The organism is Nonomuraea ceibae (genome assembly GCF_019396325.1).
GTDB lineage: Bacteria > Actinomycetota > Actinomycetes > Streptosporangiales > Streptosporangiaceae > Nonomuraea > Nonomuraea ceibae.
This window is the reverse complement of sequence record NZ_JAHKRO010000023.1, coordinates 75,685-93,698: the sequence shown is the minus strand read 5'-3', so window position 1 is coordinate 93,698 and position 18,014 is coordinate 75,685. Positions and strand designations below refer to the sequence as shown.

Below are 18,014 nucleotides of genomic sequence, written 5' to 3'. Positions count from 1 at the left end.
GCGCTGTCACTTTATGCTGTCACGCCTCACTCAAAGATGATCTTCGAGCGAGGGTTTCCCCAGGTGGGGAGCTGGTAGGGCGCCCGGGGCTCGAACCCGGAACCTACGGATTAAAAGTCCGCAGCTCTGCCAATTGAGCTAACGCCCCTCGCAACGACAAGCGTACAGAGATTACCGCCCCGCCCGCGACGCCATTCGCTCTCGTCTCGTCACCGGTAGGCGGCCAGCCCGGTCAGCGCCTCGCCGAGCACCAGCGTGTGGATCTCCTGGGTGCCCTCGTAGGTCAGCACCGACTCCAGGTTGTTCATGTGCCGGATCACAGGGTACTCCAGGGTGATCCCGTTGCCGCCGAGGATGGTGCGGGCCTCCCGGGCGATGTCCAGGGCGGCGCGGACGTTGGCGAGTTTGCCGAAGCTGATCTGCCGGGGCTCCAGGGTGCCGGCGTCCTTGAGCGCGCCGAGGTGGAGGGCGGTCAGCCCGGCTTGGGCGGCGCCGACGTACATCCAGGCGAGTTTGTCCTGGGTGAGCTGGAAGGCGCCGATCGGCTTGCCGAACTGCACGCGGGTCTTGGCGTACTCGACGGCGGCCTCCAGGCAGGCGCGGGCGGCGCCGACGACTCCCCACAGGATGCCGAAGCGCGCCTCCGACAGGCACGACAGCGGCCCCTTGAGGCCGCGTACGCCGGGGAGCACGGCGCTGCCGGGCAGGCGGACGTCGTCGAAGTAGAGGGACGAGGTGACCGATGCCCTAAGGGACAGCTTCTTGTGGATCTCAGGGGCGGAGAAGCCAGGGGTGCCGGTGGGGACGACGAAGCCGCGGATGCCGTCGTCGGTCTGCGCCCAGACGACGGCCACGTCGGCGATGGAGCCGTTGGTGATCCACATCTTGGAGCCGTTGAGGACCCAGTCGTCGCCGTCGCGCTTGGCGTAGGTGCGCATGTTGGCGGGGTCGGAGCCGTGGTCGGGCTCGGTCAGGCCGAAGCAGCCGATGGCCTCGCCGGCGGCCATGCGCGGCAGCCACTGCTCCTTCTGCTCGTCGGACCCGTACCGCCAGATGGGGAACATGGCGAGCGAGCCCTGCACCGACACGAACGAGCGCAGCCCGGAGTCGCCGGCCTCCAGCTCGCGGCAGGCGACGCCGTACGAGGTCGCGTCGGTGCCGGCGCAGCCGTAGCCCTCCAGGTGCATGCCGAGCAGGCCGAGCGCGCCGAGTTCGGGGGCGAGCTCGCGGGCGGGGAAGGTCGCCTCCTCGAACCAGTCGCCGACGTGCGGCAGCACGCGGTCGGTGACGAAGGTGCGCACGGTGTCGCGGATGAGTCGCTGGTCGGCGTCGAGCCGGTCGTCCAGCCGCAGCAGGTCGTCCATCGCGCGTCCTCTCCTCGCTTAGGGGGCTACCAGGGTTCTACCAGGGGCAATCCCGATGTGCGAACGCAGGGCGGCAGGGCAGTCTTGGGGCATGAGCGAATACAACACCAAGCAGCTGCGCAGGACCCGCAAGGGCAGGATCATCGCGGGCGTGTGCTCGGGCGTCGGGGAGTACGTCGGGATCGACGCGAACCTCATCCGCATCGGCCTCGCGGTCATGACGCTGTTCGGCGGGCTGGGCGTGGGCGTGTACGCGATCGGCTGGCTGCTCATGCCCGAGGAGGGCAAGGAGACGTCGATCGTCCAGGACCTGATCAACAAGCAGCAGAGCAACAGCGGCAGCGGCACCAGCCCGTGGAGCGACGAGCAGAAGCCGCAGCAGTGATCAGGTCGCGGTCTGCGTGCGCACGCGGCCGCGCGACTCGGTCCAGATCATGGCCAGCACGGCGGCCACGATGAGGCCGGTGATGCCCGACAGGGCGACCACCGGCTCGGGGCCCAGCTTCTCGGCGGCGTAGCCGCCGATGAGGATCGCGACGCCCTGCGCGGCCATGAGCCCGGACTGCACCAGCCCGAACGCCTGTCCGCGCTGGTCAGGAGGGACTCGCTGGACGAAGGCGGCGTTCGCGGCGAGCTGATAGGCGCCCCCGATCCCCGACAGGACCCACGCCCCCAGCACGACCTCCAGCGGCGGCCGCATCGCCGTCACGATCAGCGGCGCGCAGCTCAGCATGGCCAGCCAGCCCATCAGCCGCATCCGCCCGGGCGGCGTGACGAACCTGCTGAACAGGAACGCCCCCACCACCGTGCCCAGCGGCATCGCCGCCATCAGCAGGCCGGTGATCACCGGCACGGGCAGGGTGCCGGTGTAGAGCTCGACGGCGTACGGCACCGCGATGCCCTCGGGCAGCACGTAGAAGCCGCACAGCCAGGCGAACAGCACCAGCGTGCGCAGCTTGCGGTCGCCGAACACGAGGCGGGCGCCGGCCCTGGTCATCGTCCACATGGACGGTCTGCCGCCGGCGTGCTCGCCCGCGGGGCGCCGCCGTACGCCGGTGACGAGGATCAGCGCGGAGGCGAGGAATGTGGCCGCGTTGATGGCGAGCGCGCGGTAGGGGCCGAGGGCGGCGATCACGGCGCCGCCGGCGGCGAAGCCGAGCATCTGCACGGCCTGGTTCGTCATGTTCTGCAACGCCGAGCCGACGACGTAGCGGTCGCCTTCCAGCACTTCGGGCAGCAGCGCGGCGCGCGCGGCCGAGAACGGGGCGCTGAGCAGCACCACGAGGAACACCAGCCCGCACAGCACCGGGAACGGCATGAACGGCAGCGCCATCACGCCCACGAGCGCGGCGCGCAGCAGGTCGCAGGCCACCATGACGCCCCGGCGCGCGAACCGGTCGGCGAGCCCGGCCAGCAGCGGCCCGCCCAGGATCGACGGCAGGTAGGTCAGCGCGTAGACGGCGGCGGTGGCCAGGGCGGAGCGGGTGCGGTCGTAGACGAGCACGGCGAGGGCCACCTGGGCGAGCTGGTCGCCGAGCAGCGACAGCCCCTGGCCGTACCAGAGCGCTCTGAACTCCTTGACGGCGATGACCTCGCCGTAAGTGGCTTGGCGCTCTGTGGCACGGCGATGCCGTCCCGGCAGCCGTCGCGTCCGCATGGCCCCCATTGGACTCCGCTGTGCCTGACTGAGAGTGTTCAGTATGTCACCTAAGGTGCCCGATCATTCGGCAAGGCGCAACCCATTGGCGTCACCCGGAGGTTAAAGGGTCACCAACCCAGCTCATGGAGACGGTCGTCGTCGATGCCGAAGTGGTGGCCGACCTCGTGAACCACCGTGATCCGTACCTCCTCGACGACCTGCTCTTCCGTGTCGCAGATCTGACAGATCGGATTGCGGTAGATCTCGATGCGGTCGGGCAGGACTGCGGAGTACCAGTCGCCGCGCTCGGTGAGGGGAATGCCGGTGTACAGGCCCAGAAGGTGGGGTTCTGGCGGATCGTCCACAACAGTGACGACAACATTGCTCATGACACGGGTCAGCTCCGGAGGGATCGTGTCCAGCGCCTCGGCCACGAGCTCTTCGAACTTCTCCGGGGAAACCTCGATCACACGTGCCATTCTGCCTCGCGGGCTGGGTAAGCAAGAAACCGTATGAAGTTCCTGGACAGGTTGAAAGCAGTCATCAGGTCGCGGGCGTCCAAAGCTGTGGCGGTGCTCGTCGTCGCCGCGGCCGGCGCCTGGCTGGGCATCTTCCTCAGCGGGACCGTGCACGCGCAGGTCGGCCCCGTCGAGACCGGCATGTCCGTCGCCCCCTCCTGGGGCGGCGAGACGATCGTCGACGCCAGCCCGCTGGGCACGCTCACGTTCCGCACCCACGATGCCCCGCTGACCCTGCGCATCACGCTCGAGAACATCGACCAGGAACGCGCCAAATCGCTCCTCGAAGACCCCCGCCTCACCGACCGGCTGCCCAGCATCATCGAGCGCGACCTGCTCGCGGGCGTGCGCGAGCTCGCCATCCGCTCGCTGCTGTGCGCCGCGGCCGGCGCGCTGATCGCCGTCCTCATGGTGTTCAGGCGGCCCCGCGTCGCCCTGACGGGCCTCCTGGTGGCCGCTGTGGCGCTCGCCACGACCGGACTGGTCGCCGCCCGGACCTTTCACCCCGGCTCGCTCGTCGAGCCCCGCTACACGGGCCTCGTCGCCGCGGCGCCCTCCCTCGTGGGCAGCGCCGAGTCGATCGTCACCCGGTTCGAGTCGTACCGCTCGCAACTCACCAAACTCGTCACCAACGTCTCGAAGCTGTACGACGCGGTCTCAACCCTTCCGGTGTACGACGCCGACCCCCGTTCCATCCGCGTCCTGCACGTCTCCGACATCCACATCAACCCGATCGCCTGGAACGTCATCCGGTCCCTGACCGAACAGTTCACCGTCGACCTGATCGTCGACACCGGCGACATCTCCGACCACGGCAGCAAGGCCGAGAACAAGTTCGTGGAGGAGATCGGCCGCCTCGGCGTCCCGTACGTGTACGTACGCGGCAACCACGACTCCAAGACCACCGAGAAGGCCGTCGCCAAGCAGAAGAACGCCGTCGTCCTCGACGACAAGATGCGCAACGTCGCCGGACTCAGCATCTACGGCCTCGGCGACCCGCGCTTCACCCCGGACAAGTCCGTACACGTCGACACCGACCCCGCCTCGCTCGAAGCCTTCGGCCGCGCCCACCGCGAGAACGTCGAGAACGCCGACCTCGTGGCCGTCCACGACGACATCGTCGCCCGCGGCTTCTCCGGCGCCACGCCGATGGTCCTGGCCGGTCACGCCCACAAACGCTCCACCACCATGCTGCCCACCGGCACCCGCGTCCTCGTACAGGGCTCCACCGGCGGCGCCGGCCTGCGCGCCCTCGAACACGCCGAGCCCACGCCCGTCCAGGCCTCCGTCCTGTACTTCGACCGCGAGACGAAACGCCTGCAGGCCTGGGACGACATCACCCTCGGCGGACTCGGCGAGCAGTCGGTGTACATGCAGCGTCACGTGGAGCCCGACCCGGGACGTATGATTTCCCCAGCGCCGACGAACGCCCCGTCGCCAACGGGGACGCTCAGCGGCACTACGTCACCGGCCGCCGGTTCGCCACTTTGGCATCAAGGGCAATCGTCCCCTATGCTTCAGAGGTCTCCGACGGAAGGCGACAGGGAATCCTGAGCCCCCATCGTCTAGCGGCCTAGGACACCGCCCTTTCAAGGCGGCGGCACGGGTTCGAATCCCGTTGGGGGCACCGCGAGCGCCTAGCGCACCCGCGAAACGGCAGGTCGAAGGACCTCCGAAGAGCTGGTAAGCTAAGCGAGCGCAAAGAGAACGAAGCAAGTCGCAAGGTCCTGTAGAGCAGTTTGGAGTGCTCGCCACCCTGTCAAGGTGGAGGTCGCGGGTTCAAGTCCCGTCAGGACCGCTCTGGGTCAGGTAGCTCAGTTGGTACGAGCGTCCGCCTGAAAAGCGGAAGGTCGGCAGTTCGACCCTGCCCCTGACCACCAGCTTTCGAACAATCAAGATGCCCCGCAGCGATCTCGCTCCGGGGCGTTTTTGTGTGCCGACGACACCGGCGGCTGGCAGAATCCAGGTGTGAGCCGGACGGACAACACCATGCCGTTACGCATCCAGCAGCAGGACGGCCGCCGCTTCAGGCACGACGTGGGCGGGTCCTACAAGGGCGTCGGGAAAGTCGCGAACATCGCTGAGCGGAAAGCTCGGCAGAGCGTACGGCTGACCCTGCTGAGAGGCGAGGAGCCGGCGCCGACCAGACACCGCCGATGCGAGAAGTGGCTCTACTGAGAAGCTTTCACGGTGGGCGAAGTCGTCGGCATCGGCGCCCGACCCGGCCCAGTGTCGAGTGGGTCGGTCGGCACGAATTCGGCTACGTCGGTTACGGTCGCGTCCGGGTTCGGTCGAGGTGACGGCAGAGCGTGACATCGTGAAGGCAGTGGAAAGGTCGGCTGGTACATCGCCCAGGGCTGAGGACATAGGGCAATGGCAATTCGGCAGGTAGCGTCGCTCGCTGGAGTTCTCATTGTCGCCGGGATGTTGACGGCGTGCACCTCTACACCCGCAGCCCGCCCAACGCCTGGCGCGTCAGGCGTTGTCTCGTCGCCTGGCCCTACCGCAGTGGAGGAGACCATCGAACCTCCGGCCGCCGAGATCCTGAGAGTCCCCGGCATGGAGTCGGGCACGAAAACGCTGGCGACTGCCGGACCGACATGGGGATCCAGCGTCATCGCGGACATTCGGGCGGACAAGGGCAGTATGTGGGTGATGTTCGACTGCCGAGGCGCAGGAACAGCGGAGATTGCCTTGGAGCCGCTCGTCTCGATGCCGTTCACATGCCTCGACAGCACGATCACGCCGACTATGAACCAAATCGACCTCAAATCGAAGACGCGGCTCAGAGTTCGCGTGCAGGCCCCCGAGTCGGTCGAATGGACGTTGAGGGTGACTCAGTAGTCATCGACTACACAGGACCAACGGACGCCCCTGGCATTCCCTTCAGCGTCCGTACAGCAGGCTGTCGAGGGCGGGGCGGCTGCCGGCGAAGGTCACCGTGCCCTCCTCCAGGGCCGCGTCGAGGGCGGCGGGGGCGGTCAGCAGGGCGCTGAGGGTCTTGGGGGTCGTGCGGAGGGAGAGGTCGGCCGTGGCGGGTTCGCCGCTGTGGACCTGGATCCGGCCGGACTCCGCGCGGAGGGTCCAGGTGGTGCCGTCGAGTTCGAGGCGGCAGACGGTCGGCGGGGCCGCCGGGTCGGGGTGGACGTGGTCCCGGAGGTAGATCAGCACCGAGGTGGCGCTGAGTGAGGTGGGCTCGGGCGGGTGGGGGGCGTCGATGCCCCAGTCGCTCAGGGCCAGGATGACCGGCTCCAGCTTCCTGCCTCGTTCGGTGAGTTCGTAGACCTGGGGCCCGGTGGCGGTTTCGCGGGTGCGGCGGCGGATCACGCCGTGGTGCTGGAGCTCGGAGCGAGCACAGGCCGGCAGGCGATGGAGGGCGCAGTGAGTGTTTCGATCGAAGATCGACAGCACGGGCATGCGACGGTCGTGGATCCCGACGCGCATCAGGTGCTGTTCGAGAACGAGCACGTACGGGTGATCCAGGCGCGGGCGTCGCACGGCTGGGAGAGCGCCATGCACGCGCACCGCCCGATGCTCGTGGTCAACCTGGGCACCGGGCGGCAGAAGGTGACCTGGGCGGACGGGTCCACCCAGATCGTGGATCTGAACCCGGGCGCGGTCGTCTGGCAGGACGACGCCTTCGAGCACGCCTGGGAGTTGCTGGCGGGGGAGGTGAACGTGGTGCTGGTCGAGGTCAAGTCGGCGGACGGCGGGCGGTAGCGCGCGCTGTCACGCCTGGGTCAGGAGCGTGCTGTAGGCCTCGGAGTGCTCCTGGCCGGACATGAACGAGACGAACTGCCGGACGAAGGCGCCGCGCGAGTAGCTGCCGTCACCGGCCAGGTCGCGGCCGAAGGCCGTCCGGAACAGGTCGCGGTATTCCTGGGCGTCGATCTTCTGGTCGTCGTCCACGTCGGTGACGTCGAACAGCACATCGGCGATCTTGATGAGGCCGGCCCCGGGCAGCGAGGCGGCCGCGGCGGCGTACTCCTGGCGGGTGACGCGGCCGTCGTCGTCGCCGTCGAGGGCGGCCTGCAGCTCCCGCCACCAGGCGGCGTACGCCTGGAAGAGCCGCTCCTCGTCCTGCTCGCCCAGGTCGAGCCGGGTGGCGACCTCCCTCGCCATGGCGGCCAGGTCCGGCCAGCGCAGGTAGCCGTCGCCGGTCTGGTCGAGGACCTCGCTGAAGAAGCGGTCGGCCGACAGGACCACCTGCTGGTCGTCGGCGGCGGGGGCGGGGGTGATGAGGCGCAGGAGGGCCGCGGCCTGCCCGGCCTTGCGGCGTACGGTGTCCCACGGGGTGGCGGACGACGGGTCGAGCAGGCCCATGACGGAGTCGACGCGCGTCCAGCTCTCCGGGAGGTAGCGGGTGGCGAGGCCGGCGGTCAGGTAGGCGCCCTGCATGAGGGTCCGGGCCCCGGGGAGGTCGGGCAGCGCGACGCGCCGGCAGAACGGCTCCGGGAGCGAGGCGATGATGACGGCGGTGGCCAGCGGGCCCGCCACGGCCCGGCCGACCGTCCACACCAGGGGATGGCCGCGCAGCGCCGGCGGCGCGGGGACGTTGGCCAGGAGCCGGTAGAGGATGACGCCCACGGCGTCGTTGTTCTCCAGGCGGTTCTCGACGACGTGGTCGTAGTAGGGCCAGAACTCCTGCAGCGTGGCGGGCAGGTGCTCGTTGTCGCCGTCGATGAGGGTCAGGAAGATGCGGTATTCGTCGTAGAGCCGCCGCATCTCGCCGGCGTCGAGCGTTTCGCCGCTCAGTCGGCACATCGCCACCGTCGACTCGAAGAGCGTGGCGGCGACCCAGGCGCGGGCCTCGGGGTCGGTGGCGTCGTAGGGGCGGCCCTGGGCGTCGGTGCCGGACATGCGGGCGTGGAGGCGGTTGAGCCGGGCCACCTCGCGGTCGCGTACGCGGGGGTCGGGGCTGAGGATGCGCCGCGAGCTGGTCGCGGTGTTGCGCAGCCGCCGCCAGGGGTGGGTGAGGAACGTCGAGTTCTCCATCAGTGCCGCGCCGATCTGCGGATGTGCGGCTTCGAGCAGCGTGGCGCGGGTGACCGCGAGGCCCCAGCGCGCCTCGCCGACCAGGCGGCGCAGGATGGAGTCGGCGCCGAAGACGTCCGTCGTCTCCGCTGTGGTGGTGCGGCTCATCGGTGACCCTCCCCGGTCAAGGTGGTGGACTGGCGTACGTCGCCGAAACGGCGCTGGCGCCGCCGGTAGGTGTCGAGGCATTCCCAGAAGTGGGTGGCGCGGAAGTCGGGCCAGAGCACCTGCGGGAAGACCCATTCGGCGTAGGCGACCTGCCAGAGCATGAAGTTGGAGATGCGCTGCTCCCCGGACGTGCGGATGACGAGGTCGACGTCGGGGGTGTCGGAGTAGGGCAGGTGCTGGGCGAAGCTGTCCTCGGTGACCTGGTCGGCGGGCGTGGCGGAGCGGATCAGCGAGCGGGCCGCGGCCACGATGTCGCGGCGTCCGCCGTGGTCGAAGGCCACGGTCAGCGTCATGCGCCTGTTGTCGCCGGTGAGCGTCATCAGGTCGGTGATGTCGCGGACCAGGGGCTGCGGGATGCGCGGGTCGGCCATGCCGAGGAAGCGGCAGCGGACGCCCCGGGCGTGCAGGGCGGGGGCGTGCTTGCGGATGGCGCGGCGGACGAGCCGCATGAGGATGTCGACCTCGGCGGCCGGGCGCCGCCAGTTCTCCGTGGAGAAGGCGTACAGGCTCAGCCAGGTGACCCCGGCGCTGCGCGCCGCCTCGATGACGTCCATCACGGCGGCCTCGGCGGCCTCGTGGCCGGCGGTGCGCGGCAGTGATCGCTGCGCGGCCCACCGGCCGTTTCCGTCCATCACGCAGGCGACGTGCCGCGGCAAGAGCATGACCACCCCCATGACTCAGGGTAACTGTAGCTTTACCTTGCGTGGTGTCAAGGTGGGTCGGTGGGGAGGATTACCTTGGGGGCATGCGCCTGACCGCCTTCACCGACATCTCCCTGCGGATCGTGATGCGCCTGGCCGTCGTGAGCGGTGACGAGCTGCTGACCACGCGGGCCGCCGCCGACGTGCTGGCGATCCCCTATACGCACGCGGCCAAGGCGGTCTCGCGGCTGAGCGAGATGGGGCTGGTGGAGACCCGGCGCGGGCGTGGCGGCGGGCTACAGCTCACGGCGGCGGGGCGGCAGGCGACGGTGGGCTCGATCGTGCGCCGGCTGGAGGGCGAGCACGAGGTGGTGGGGTGCGAGGACGCGCTGCTGCCGTGCCCGCTGCGGGCGGCCTGCCGGTTGCGCGGGGCGCTGCGCCAGGCGCAGGAGGCCTTCTATGCGTCGCTCGACACGCTGACGGTCGATGCGCTGGTCACGGGGCCGACCAGGCCGGTGCTGCTCGGGCTGAGCGTCCCACCCAGATCGGGGACCGGCGAGCCGGCTCTTTAATATGCATTCCAGATACCAATTATCTGGAGGTCCCCCATGCTGTCCGCGGAAAGCGCCGCGACCGTCCGCGCCACCCTCCCCGTCGTGGGCGCGTCGCTCGACACGATCACCGCCCGCTTCTACGAGACGATGTTCGCCGAGCGGCCGGAGCTGCTCGACGGCCTGTTCAACCGGGGCAACCAGCGCAGCGGCGAGCAGCGCAGGGCGCTGGCCGGGTCCATCGCCGCGTTCGCCGGCGCCCTGCTCGACAACCCGGACGAGCGGCCCGACGCGCTGCTCACTCGCATCGCGCACAAGCACGCCGCCGTCGGCATCACCGACGACCAGTACGTGATCGTGCACAAGTACCTGTTCGCGGCCATCGCCGAGGTGCTGGGCGAGGCGGTCACGCCCGAGGTGGCCGCCGCCTGGGACGAGGTCTACTGGCTGATGGCCGGCGCCCTGATCGCGATGGAGGCCCGCATCTACGCGCAGGCCGGCGCGAGCGAGGGCCGCACCTGGCGCCCGTGGCGGGTCGTCGAGCGCCGCGAGGAGACCGCCGACGTCATGTCGCTCGTGCTCGCGCCCGTCGGCGACGAGCCGGTCCCGCCCGCGCTGCCCGGTCAGTACGTCAGCGTCCGGGTGCGGATGCCCGACGGGGTGCACCAGCTCCGGCAGTACACGCTGTCCGGCCACGGCGCCGACGGGCTGCGGCGGATCACCGTCAAGCGGGTGCGCGGCGAGGGCGCCCCCGAGGGCGAGGTGTCCAACCTGCTGCACGCCACTGTCGAGCCGGGCGACGAGCTGACGCTGTCGGCCCCGTTCGGCGACGTGACGCTGGCGGGCGGCGACGCGCCGCTCGTGCTGGCCTCCGCCGGCATCGGCTGCACCCCGATCACCGCGATGCTCCAGCACCTGGCCGAGACCGGCAGCGACCGCCGCGTCCTGCTGCTGCACGCCGACCGCTCCGAGCCCGAGCACGCGCTGCGCGAGGACATGGAGGCGCTGACCGCCGTGCTGCCCCGGGCCGAGAAGATCTTCTGGTACGAGGACGGCCGGCGGGGCAGGGCGGGCCGGATCGACCTGGCCGGGGTCGACATCCCGGCGGGCTCGGTGGCCTACCTGTGCGGGCCGCTGCCGTTCATGCGGGAGGCCAGGGCCCAGCTCATCGGCGCGGGCATGGCGCCCAAGGACATCCACTACGAGGTGTTCGGCCCCGATCTGTGGATCGCCGCGGCCTGAGCGGAGCCGAGAGCGCGACGAGGTCCCCGTACCTGATTTAAGTGCACTTATGTGCCGTTTGGGGGCCACCTGTCATCATGGGGACCATGTTGGAGGCTGCCGGGCTCGACGAGGTGACGGAACGGGCGTACCGCTTACTCGTCCGCGCGGGCGAGGCGGAGGCGGCCGACCTCGCCGAGGAGCTGGGGATCACGGCCGAGGCGGCGGCCGGCGCGCTCGCCACGATGCGGGACCTGGGGCTGGTCCGCGACGCGGGTGGGCGCGGGTTCGCGCCGGTGGCCCCGGACGTCGCGCTCGGGCCGCTGCTGATGCGGCGGCAGGAGAGCATCGACTGGGCCCGCCAGGCGGTCGAGCAGCTCGCCGAGGAATACCGCACCAGCCTGCGCCGCCGCGACGCCGACCGGCTGATCGAGGTGCTGCCGAGCCGCGCCGCGCTGCGTGAGCAGGTGCGCCATCTGCAGAACAGCGCCCGCGAGGAGGTCATGTACTTCTGCCGCGCCGGGCACGTGGTGATGCCGTCCCAGGACAACACCGAGGAGCTGGACGCGCTCGGCCGGGGCGTCGACTACCGGGTGATCTACGAGCGGGCCCTGCTGGAGGAGCCCGGGATGGTGGCCAACGTCGCCTACGGCATCAAGCTCGGCGAGCGCGCCCGCGCCGTGCGGTCCCTGCCGGTGCGGATGATGATCGCGGACCGGGCGACCGCGCTGCTGCCGCTGGTGCAGCACGCGGGCGGGCGGACCGAGACCACCGCCGCGCTGGTACGCGGCAGCAGCCTGCTGGACGCGCTGATCGCGCTGTTCGAGGCCCAGTGGGACCGGGCCACGCCGATCCGGTCGCTGGACGACGGGCAGGTCATCGACGCGGCGGCCGGCTGCCCGCTGGACGCCGACGAGCTCTACCTGCTCTCGCTGCTGGTCGCCGGCGTCCCCGACAAGTCGATCGCGAGCCAGCTCGGGCTCAGCCTGCGTACCGTGCAGCGCCGCGTCTACCACCTCATGCGGCGCGCGGGCGCGCAGACCAGGATGCAGCTTGCCTGGCATGCGGCCCGCGAGCGCTGGCTGTGACTACCGGACCCCGTACGCGCGGGTGACGGTCTGCTCGAACCGCTCTCCGGCGGCGCCCGTCGCGGTCACCCGCAGCGACACCCCGAGGTCGGTCCTGCGGTGCGAGACCAGGGCGACGTGCTGCCCCCGGCCCGCGGGGATCAGCGGCAGCCGCCGCCAGGTCCTGCCGTCGTCGTACGACAGCTCCGCGCTGAGCTTCCTGGCGGCGGGCGCGGTGAAGCCGAGCTTGACCGGGAGCGTCCGGTGGACCCGGCCCTCCAGGTCGGCCGGGATGTCGTAGTCGACGCCGAGCATCGGCAGCGGCCGGGTGTCCTCCGTCCTGGCGGACCTGAACGTCCACGACGTCCGCGTGGCCGTGGCGTGCAGCCACTCGTCGCCGGTGCGTGTGGTGTCCAGCTCCAGCCGGTACTCGGCGTCCTCCGGCACGGCGGGGAAGGCGCCGCGCAGCGTGCTGCGCTCCTCCACCAGCTGCCCGTCCCGGTAGAAGCGGGCCGCGGTGGTGTCCTTGTCGGCGCTGTCCCGCGCGTAGCCCTGGTGCCCGTCGGCGTCCACGAACTCGGGCACCTGCACGGTCAGCACGTCACCCGTCCGGGTCGCCGCCTGGACGGCCGGGCGCACGACCGGGGCGAACCAGTCCTCCTTGACGCGCTCGCCCGGCCGGTAGGTCCGCGGCCGGTCGGTCAGCCCGCCGCGCAGCCGGCTCATCGACTCCCAGGTCAGCGCGTGCTGCACGACGTGCTGCCACTGGGTGTCGCCGGCGCTGACGTACTCGGCCCGGCGCAGCGGCGTGTTGACGATGCGCTGCGTCTCCATCTGCGAGCCCAGGTCGTACGTCTGCCACGGGCGCCAGCCGAAGCGCTGGTCCTTGCCGTAGCGGTCGCCGCCGGACTCGTGGTAGCCGGCCTCGACCAGGGCGGTGTTGCGCCAGTTCACGTCGTGCACGACCCGCTCGGGCACGTGGCCGGAGGAGACCTGCATGACCTCGTACAGGTACGGCGGGGCGAACTGCCCGTTCACCTCGATCACGCCGCCCGAGCGCGCCTTCTCCAGCAGCGCCTGGCCGCGGTCGTGGGTGATCAGCAGGGTGGGCAGCGGGTCGCGCTCGCCCTCCGGCTTCCACGGCTGCCACATGGCCCGGCCGTCGGGGCCGACGACGATCACCGCGGCGGCTCCGGCGTCGGCGATGCCCTGCAGCTTGCTCGTCCAGTCGCCGAACTGCTCGCTGACCAGGACGACCGCCTTGCCCTTCACGTCACCGGCGTCGGCGGTGGCCAGGGGCCAGCGCTTCTTGCCGGCGAACTCCGGCGACCTGATCGCGGGGCGCACCACCAGCGGGTCGCGGCCCAGCTCGGCGGTCACGCGGGGCGCGGCGAGCTGCCAGCGCGAGGCGAACTCGAACGTGCCGTTCGTGACGGGCTTGGTCGGCGTGACCGAGAGCCCGTCGACCGACGGGAAGTTCATCGAGCCCAGGCTGATCTTGCGCGACCCGTACGTGCGGTGGGTGAAGTAGGTGGAGATGCCCTCCTGGATCACCGGCTGCGACGTCCTGATCTCGACGGGCACGGCGGTCCTGGGGTCGAGCACGATCTCCATGTCACCGGTCACCGGCAGCTCCGGGTTCACCACGAGCGTGTCGACGGGCGTCTCGGAGCTCGTCTCGCCCAGGATCGCCTGCATGTGGTAGGTGCCCTCGGCGACCTCGGCCGTCCAGCCGGACTGCTCGTCGAGGATGTAGCCGTAGACGTCGTCCCTGCTGGAGGCCCCGTACATGGAGATGAAGGGCACGCGGGCGGGGGAGCCGTCGGCGTGCACGGCGGTGAAGCGGACCTTGTGGATCTTGCCCCGGCGGGTGAGGGCGATCGTGGTGTGCGCGACGGCGTCGCCCGCGGTGGCGGTGACGTAGCCCGCGTGCCGGCCGTGCTGGAGCTTGGCCGGGTCCACGGTGACGCGCACGCTCGCGCTCGCGCCCGGCTCGACGGTGAGCGTGGTCGCCGACAGGGTGACCGCGCCCTCGGCCGGGGCCTGGCCGTCGAGGTTGGTGACGGAGGGGGTGAGGGCGAGCGTGACGGGCGCCTGTCCCGTGTTCGTGTAGGTGATCTCGCCGCCGGGGACGCCGGTGTCGCCGTCCTCGTGCACGCCCAGGCTCAGCGTCCCCGTCGCGGTGACGGTCTGACGGAGGGCGCGCGTCACGTCCAGCCGCCCGCCGCCCTGCTCGTACGGGGTCTGCCCGGCGATGGTCTTCGACGTGGACACCAGCGCGTTCTTGAGCTGCGCGGCGGTCCAGCCGGGGTGGCGCTGGGCCAGGATCGCCGCCGCGCCGGCCACGTGCGGCGTGGCCATCGAGGTGCCGGAGAGCTTGGTGTGGAGCTCGTCGACCGGCGTGCCCAGGCCGGTGCCCGCGGCCCGCGCGGCGACGATGCCGACGCCCGGTGCGGTGATGTCCGGCTTGACCGCCTCGTCCAGGCGGGGGCCGCGGCTGGAGAAGGGGGCGAGGGCGTCGTCGGCGTCCACCGCGCCCACGGTCAGGGCCGAGGTGGCGGCGCCGGGCGAGCCGACGCTGTACTCGCTGCCGTCGTTGCCCGCGGCGATCACGAACAGCGTGCCGGTCTGCTCGGTCAGCACGTCCACGGCGGTGCTGAGCGGGTCGGTGCCGTCGGTGGCGCCGCCGCCGAGGCTCATGTTGACGACGTCGGCGCCGCTCTCCCTGGCCGCCCACTCCATGCCGGCGAGCACCTGCGACTCCGTGCCGCTGCCTCTCGCGTTCAACACCTTGCCGATCACCAGCTCGGCGCCGGGCGCGACGCCCTTGCGCAGGCCGCCCGAGGCCGCGCCGACGCCGGCGACGGTCGCGGCGACGTGGGTCCCGTGCCCGTGCTCGTCCTTGGCCGACGGGTCGTCGGTGAAGTTGCGGGCCTCGACGACCCTGTCCTTGACGTCGGGGTGCGTCTCGTCGATCCCGGTGTCGAGGACCGCGACCTTCACGCCCTTGCCGTCGAAGCCGTCCTGCCACGCCTGCGGCGCGCCCACCTGCGGCACGCTGTGCTCCAGCGTCGCGGTGACCTTGCCGTCCAGCCAGACCTTGGCCAGGCCGTCCCGCAGCTTCGGCTCGCCGCCCGCGCGCTCGGCGGCCCACAGCACGGGCAGTTCGTCCTTGTCGGCCCGCATCGTCCGCGCGTTGACGCTGCGCAGCGTGACGGCCTTCGCGTCGCTGTCGCGGTAGGACAGGATGAGCGGCAGGACCTCGCTGCTCTCGTCGTCGTACCCCTGCTCGATGAGGTCGCTCACGGCGAACAGCCGCTCGTCGACCAGGCCCCGGGACAGGTAGGGGACCATGTCGGCGGGAGTGACGGTGAGCTCGCCGTCCTCCTCCTCGGTGAAGAACCTGACGTCCTCCCGGCCCTTGCCCGGCCGCACGGTCGTGGCGCGCTTGCCGCCGGCGACCTCCCTGACGGTGACCACGTCACCGGTGATCAGCGTGACCTCGTGCAGGTCACCGCCGCCGGAGGCGGGCTCCGGCGGCGTCGCCTGCGCCTGCGTGGGCACGGCGAGCATCGCCAGGCCCGCGCCGACGGCGGTGAAGCGGGTGATCCATCCCATGAACGAACCCGATCTGTCGTGCAATGACACATTGCTTTACTCGTTCATGAGGATGCGGGATAAGGACCGGTCAATGGGGGGTATGCGGCTGACCGGATGGCGACATGTCGTGAAAATGCCAGCGGCGGCCTCTCAGCTGGCCGCGCAGACCGTGCCGTTGAGCCTGAACACGGACGGAAGCACGTTCGGCCCCGAGTAGTTGCCCACGAAGCCGATCGTGGCCGACGCCCCGGTGGCCAGGGCGCGGTTGCCGGGCTCGCTGACGGCCTTGACCGCCCGCCCGTCCTGCGTCCAGACCGCGCTCCAGCCGCTCCCCAGACTCTGCCAGCTTCTCGGCCAGGCGAAGTCGAGGGTCCAGCCGTCGATCGGCGCGCCGGTGTTGGTGACGTCGATCGACCCGACGTAGCCGCTCGACCAGTCGGACTGGACGCTCAGCCGTACCGAGCACGAGCTGGTGGCGGGGGCCTTCGTGGTGAACGTCAGCGGCGGCGAGGCCCAGGAGAGGCCGCCGCCGGCGTCGCGGGCGATCACGTTGACCGTGTAGCGGGTGCCCGGCCGCAGGTTGCCTGCCGTGAACGAGGTGCCCGAGGTCTCGCCGAGCTGCTCGGTGACCGCGCCGTGCTGGCGGTGCACCTCGTACTTGGCGATGGGCCGGTCGCCGGCCGTGGCGCGCGGCCAGGTGATCGTGGCCTTGGTGTCCGTGACGGCCGACGCGACAGGCTGGGCGGGGGCGGCGGGACCGGACCGGTCGGCGGCCGGCTTGAGGACGATCGTCGTCAGCGACAGCGGCGGCAGCGTCTGGCTGGTGGCGCTGCCGCTGGTCGCGGTGGTGATGGAGGTCGCGCCGTTGGTGTGGGTGAGCACCGTCGGCGCGCCGACCGCCGGGGTGTAGCCCGCGTAGTCGATCGCCGCCGCGTACGAGGTGTCGCGCGAGGTGTTGATCAGCATGACCGCCAGGTCGCCGTTCGGGCGGCGGGCGGCGTGCGCGCTGACGGCGGGCGTGTCGCTCGCCGCCCGGACGAACTGGTCACCCGGCCGGGCGAACCTGCCGACCATCTGCAGCGCGTAGTAGGGCGCGAACGGCGTGTTGAACGCCGGCTCGCAGACCGACCCGTCGGCGGTGCACGTCCCGCTCGACAGCAGGCCGAAGTCGCCGTAGTCGGTGTGCCCCTCGACCTCGGTTACCGTGCCGATGCCGTTGTGGACGTTCCACCACTCGACCGTGAACACGCCGTTCGCCAGCAGCGTCGCGTACGCGTCGGCGGCGGCCAGCGCGCCCGGCTGGGTATTGGTGCCGTTGCTGCTGGAACCGGTGTTGAACTCGGTCATCGCGATGCCGATCCGCTCCGCGCCCGGCCCGGCGAGCCTGGCGATCTGCTCGCGGGTGAGCTGGATCATGTCCGGTACGTGTCCCGTGCGGTCCAGGGCGCCCGGGTACCAGTGCAGGACCACGAAGTCGATCTTCGAGCCGGCGGTGGACAGGACGACCTCGTTCCAGCTTCCCGCGTCGCCCTCCGCCCTGATCGCGTCGGGCCAGTTCGCGGGCGTGGTCAGCACCGCGCCGATCTTGATCGTGGGGTCGACCGCCTTCATCGCGTCCGCGTAGGCGACGACGTGCCTGGCGTACTCGGCCGGGCTCTTGTCCGCGTGGTTGTCGGCCTCCCACGCCGCGCCGTAGTGGCCGTTGCCGTAGTTCTCGTTGCCGATCTCCCAGTACTTCACGCCGTAGCCCTTGGTGACGTTGGCGTAGCGGACCCAGGCGGCGGCCTCCTCGGCCGTGCCCGTGCCGTAGTTGGCGGTCACCATCGGCTGCGCGCCGGTGCGGCGGGCCCCGGCCATGAAGGTGTCGAAGTCGGTGTTCGGCGCGACATAGCCGCCGGGGGCGGTGTGGTCGGCCCAGTGGTAGATGTCGGAGTACGAGCCGCCCGGGTAACGCAGCAGCCGCACGCCCGCGTCCTTGAGCAGGTCCGCGGTCTGGTCGCCGCCCAGGTGCGCATCCCAGATGGCGTGGTTGGTCCCGATGCCGGTCTCGGGCACGCCGGCCAGCGCGGCACGGGTGTTGACGGTGATCTCGACGGGGACGCCGTCGTCGGCATGGGCGGTGGGGGCGTTCAGGGCGGTCAGCGCCAGCAGGATCGCGGACGCGGAGCGCAGCAGGGTTCTCGGCATCGGTGCACCTCGCCGTGGCAGTGG

At 71.0% G+C, this 18,014-nt stretch carries 16 protein-coding genes and 4 tRNA genes; 11 read left to right on the top strand and 9 right to left on the bottom strand.

Annotation, left to right across the window (positions count from 1 at the left end; translation table 11 throughout):
• Positions 1 to 72: 72 nt before the first annotated feature.
• Both KME80_RS17765 and KME80_RS17760 read right to left on the bottom strand, forming a co-directional pair.
• A tRNA-Lys gene (locus KME80_RS17765) sits at positions 73 to 148 on the bottom strand.
• Between the two features lie 61 nt (positions 149 to 209).
• Positions 210 to 1,364 carry an acyl-CoA dehydrogenase family protein gene (locus tag KME80_RS17760; protein WP_219506589.1) on the bottom strand — a complete coding sequence of 385 codons (1,155 nt, stop codon included), beginning with the start codon at positions 1,362 to 1,364 and terminating at the stop codon, positions 210 to 212.
• A gap of 91 nt (positions 1,365 to 1,455) precedes the next feature.
• Here KME80_RS17760 and KME80_RS17755 point away from each other — a divergent pair, with 91 nt between their 5' ends.
• Positions 1,456 to 1,749 (top strand): PspC domain-containing protein, encoded by a 294-nt coding sequence (locus tag KME80_RS17755; protein WP_219506587.1) that lies wholly within the window; start codon positions 1,456 to 1,458, stop codon positions 1,747 to 1,749.
• On the opposite strand, the gene KME80_RS17750 is transcribed toward KME80_RS17755, so the two are convergent.
• Both KME80_RS17750 and KME80_RS17745 read right to left on the bottom strand, forming a co-directional pair.
• On the bottom strand, positions 1,750 to 3,021 hold the full coding sequence (locus KME80_RS17750) for an MFS transporter (RefSeq protein ID WP_308125809.1): 1,272 nt from the start codon (positions 3,019 to 3,021) through the stop codon (positions 1,750 to 1,752).
• A gap of 110 nt (positions 3,022 to 3,131) precedes the next feature.
• On the bottom strand, positions 3,132 to 3,482 hold the full coding sequence (locus tag KME80_RS17745; RefSeq protein WP_219506583.1) for a metallopeptidase family protein: 351 nt from the start codon (positions 3,480 to 3,482) through the stop codon (positions 3,132 to 3,134).
• A gap of 33 nt (positions 3,483 to 3,515) precedes the next feature.
• Between KME80_RS17745 and KME80_RS17740 the strand changes: the two genes are divergently transcribed.
• The 6 genes from KME80_RS17740 (at position 3,516) to KME80_RS17715 (ending at position 6,365) form a co-directional block, all read left to right on the top strand.
• Complete coding sequence (locus KME80_RS17740) at positions 3,516 to 5,075, top strand: metallophosphoesterase family protein (RefSeq protein WP_219506582.1); 1,560 nt, start codon at positions 3,516 to 3,518, stop codon at positions 5,073 to 5,075.
• Positions 5,076 to 5,148 (top strand) — tRNA-Glu (locus KME80_RS17735).
• A 96-nt stretch (positions 5,149 to 5,244) separates the two neighbouring features.
• Positions 5,245 to 5,319: transfer RNA gene (locus tag KME80_RS17730), tRNA-Asp, on the top strand.
• A 5-nt stretch (positions 5,320 to 5,324) separates the two neighbouring features.
• A tRNA-Phe gene (locus tag KME80_RS17725) sits at positions 5,325 to 5,401 on the top strand.
• A gap of 88 nt (positions 5,402 to 5,489) precedes the next feature.
• Positions 5,490 to 5,699, top strand: coding sequence for a hypothetical protein (locus tag KME80_RS17720; protein WP_219506581.1), 210 nt, complete (start codon positions 5,490 to 5,492; stop codon positions 5,697 to 5,699).
• Between the two features lie 330 nt (positions 5,700 to 6,029).
• Positions 6,030 to 6,365: a hypothetical protein gene (locus tag KME80_RS17715; RefSeq protein WP_219506580.1), complete on the top strand. Its 336-nt coding sequence runs from the start codon at positions 6,030 to 6,032 to the stop codon at positions 6,363 to 6,365.
• A 42-nt stretch (positions 6,366 to 6,407) separates the two neighbouring features.
• Here the strand turns inward: KME80_RS17715 and KME80_RS17710 are convergent, their stop codons facing one another.
• Positions 6,408 to 6,938, bottom strand: coding sequence for a winged helix-turn-helix transcriptional regulator (locus KME80_RS17710; protein WP_246645127.1), 531 nt, complete (start codon positions 6,936 to 6,938; stop codon positions 6,408 to 6,410).
• Between KME80_RS17710 and KME80_RS17705 the strand changes: the two genes are divergently transcribed.
• Positions 6,903 to 7,241 (top strand): hypothetical protein, encoded by a 339-nt coding sequence (locus tag KME80_RS17705; RefSeq protein WP_219506578.1) that lies wholly within the window; start codon positions 6,903 to 6,905, stop codon positions 7,239 to 7,241. The two genes, KME80_RS17710 and KME80_RS17705, sit on opposite strands and share 36 nt — an antisense overlap.
• 9 nt (positions 7,242 to 7,250) lie before the next feature.
• Here the strand turns inward: KME80_RS17705 and KME80_RS17700 are convergent, their stop codons facing one another.
• Positions 7,251 to 8,663 (bottom strand): EF-hand domain-containing protein, encoded by a 1,413-nt coding sequence (locus tag KME80_RS17700; RefSeq protein ID WP_219506577.1) that lies wholly within the window; start codon positions 8,661 to 8,663, stop codon positions 7,251 to 7,253.
• Positions 8,660 to 9,385, bottom strand: a complete 726-nt coding sequence (gene uppS / locus KME80_RS17695) for a polyprenyl diphosphate synthase (protein ID WP_246645113.1) — start codon at positions 9,383 to 9,385, stop codon at positions 8,660 to 8,662. Before uppS ends, KME80_RS17700 begins: the two co-directional genes overlap by 4 nt.
• A gap of 83 nt (positions 9,386 to 9,468) precedes the next feature.
• Here uppS and KME80_RS17690 point away from each other — a divergent pair, with 83 nt between their 5' ends.
• The 3 genes from KME80_RS17690 (at position 9,469) to KME80_RS17680 (ending at position 12,224) form a co-directional block, all read left to right on the top strand.
• A complete protein-coding gene (locus KME80_RS17690; protein WP_219506574.1) occupies positions 9,469 to 9,936 on the top strand; it encodes an RrF2 family transcriptional regulator in 468 nt (155 codons plus the stop codon).
• Between the two features lie 36 nt (positions 9,937 to 9,972).
• Complete coding sequence (locus KME80_RS17685) at positions 9,973 to 11,157, top strand: globin domain-containing protein (RefSeq protein WP_219506572.1); 1,185 nt, start codon at positions 9,973 to 9,975, stop codon at positions 11,155 to 11,157.
• 86 nt (positions 11,158 to 11,243) lie between these two features.
• On the top strand, positions 11,244 to 12,224 hold the full coding sequence (locus KME80_RS17680) for a helix-turn-helix domain-containing protein (RefSeq protein WP_219506570.1): 981 nt from the start codon (positions 11,244 to 11,246) through the stop codon (positions 12,222 to 12,224).
• On the opposite strand, the gene KME80_RS17675 is transcribed toward KME80_RS17680, so the two are convergent.
• Positions 12,225 to 15,821 carry a S8 family serine peptidase gene (locus KME80_RS17675; RefSeq protein ID WP_219506568.1) on the bottom strand — a complete coding sequence of 1,199 codons (3,597 nt, stop codon included), beginning with the start codon at positions 15,819 to 15,821 and terminating at the stop codon, positions 12,225 to 12,227. It abuts the gene before it with no gap.
• A gap of 132 nt (positions 15,822 to 15,953) precedes the next feature.
• Positions 15,954 to 17,990: a cellulose binding domain-containing protein gene (locus KME80_RS17670; protein WP_219506566.1), complete on the bottom strand. Its 2,037-nt coding sequence runs from the start codon at positions 17,988 to 17,990 to the stop codon at positions 15,954 to 15,956.
• Between the last annotated feature and the right edge of the window lie 24 nt (positions 17,991 to 18,014).

What these genes read in the sequence shown, in the direction of transcription:
- KME80_RS17760 (WP_219506589.1), bottom strand. Translation starts at nt 1,364, where the DNA reads ATGGACGACCTGCTGCGGCTGGACGACCGGCTCGACGCCGACCAGCGA.
- KME80_RS17755 (WP_219506587.1), top strand. Translation starts at nt 1,456, where the DNA reads ATGAGCGAATACAACACCAAGCAGCTGCGCAGGACCCGCAAGGGCAGG.
- KME80_RS17750 (WP_308125809.1), bottom strand. Translation starts at nt 3,021, where the DNA reads ATGCGGACGCGACGGCTGCCGGGACGGCATCGCCGTGCCACAGAGCGC.
- KME80_RS17745 (WP_219506583.1), bottom strand. Translation starts at nt 3,482, where the DNA reads ATGGCACGTGTGATCGAGGTTTCCCCGGAGAAGTTCGAAGAGCTCGTG.
- KME80_RS17740 (WP_219506582.1), top strand. Translation starts at nt 3,516, where the DNA reads ATGAAGTTCCTGGACAGGTTGAAAGCAGTCATCAGGTCGCGGGCGTCC.
- KME80_RS17710 (WP_246645127.1), bottom strand. Translation starts at nt 6,938, where the DNA reads ATGCCCGTGCTGTCGATCTTCGATCGAAACACTCACTGCGCCCTCCAT.
- KME80_RS17700 (WP_219506577.1), bottom strand. Translation starts at nt 8,663, where the DNA reads ATGAGCCGCACCACCACAGCGGAGACGACGGACGTCTTCGGCGCCGAC.
- uppS (WP_246645113.1), bottom strand. Translation starts at nt 9,385, where the DNA reads ATGCTCTTGCCGCGGCACGTCGCCTGCGTGATGGACGGAAACGGCCGG.
- KME80_RS17690 (WP_219506574.1), top strand. Translation starts at nt 9,469, where the DNA reads ATGCGCCTGACCGCCTTCACCGACATCTCCCTGCGGATCGTGATGCGC.
- KME80_RS17685 (WP_219506572.1), top strand. Translation starts at nt 9,973, where the DNA reads ATGCTGTCCGCGGAAAGCGCCGCGACCGTCCGCGCCACCCTCCCCGTC.
- KME80_RS17680 (WP_219506570.1), top strand. Translation starts at nt 11,244, where the DNA reads ATGTTGGAGGCTGCCGGGCTCGACGAGGTGACGGAACGGGCGTACCGC.
- KME80_RS17675 (WP_219506568.1), bottom strand. Translation starts at nt 15,821, where the DNA reads ATGGGATGGATCACCCGCTTCACCGCCGTCGGCGCGGGCCTGGCGATG.
- KME80_RS17670 (WP_219506566.1), bottom strand. Translation starts at nt 17,990, where the DNA reads ATGCCGAGAACCCTGCTGCGCTCCGCGTCCGCGATCCTGCTGGCGCTG.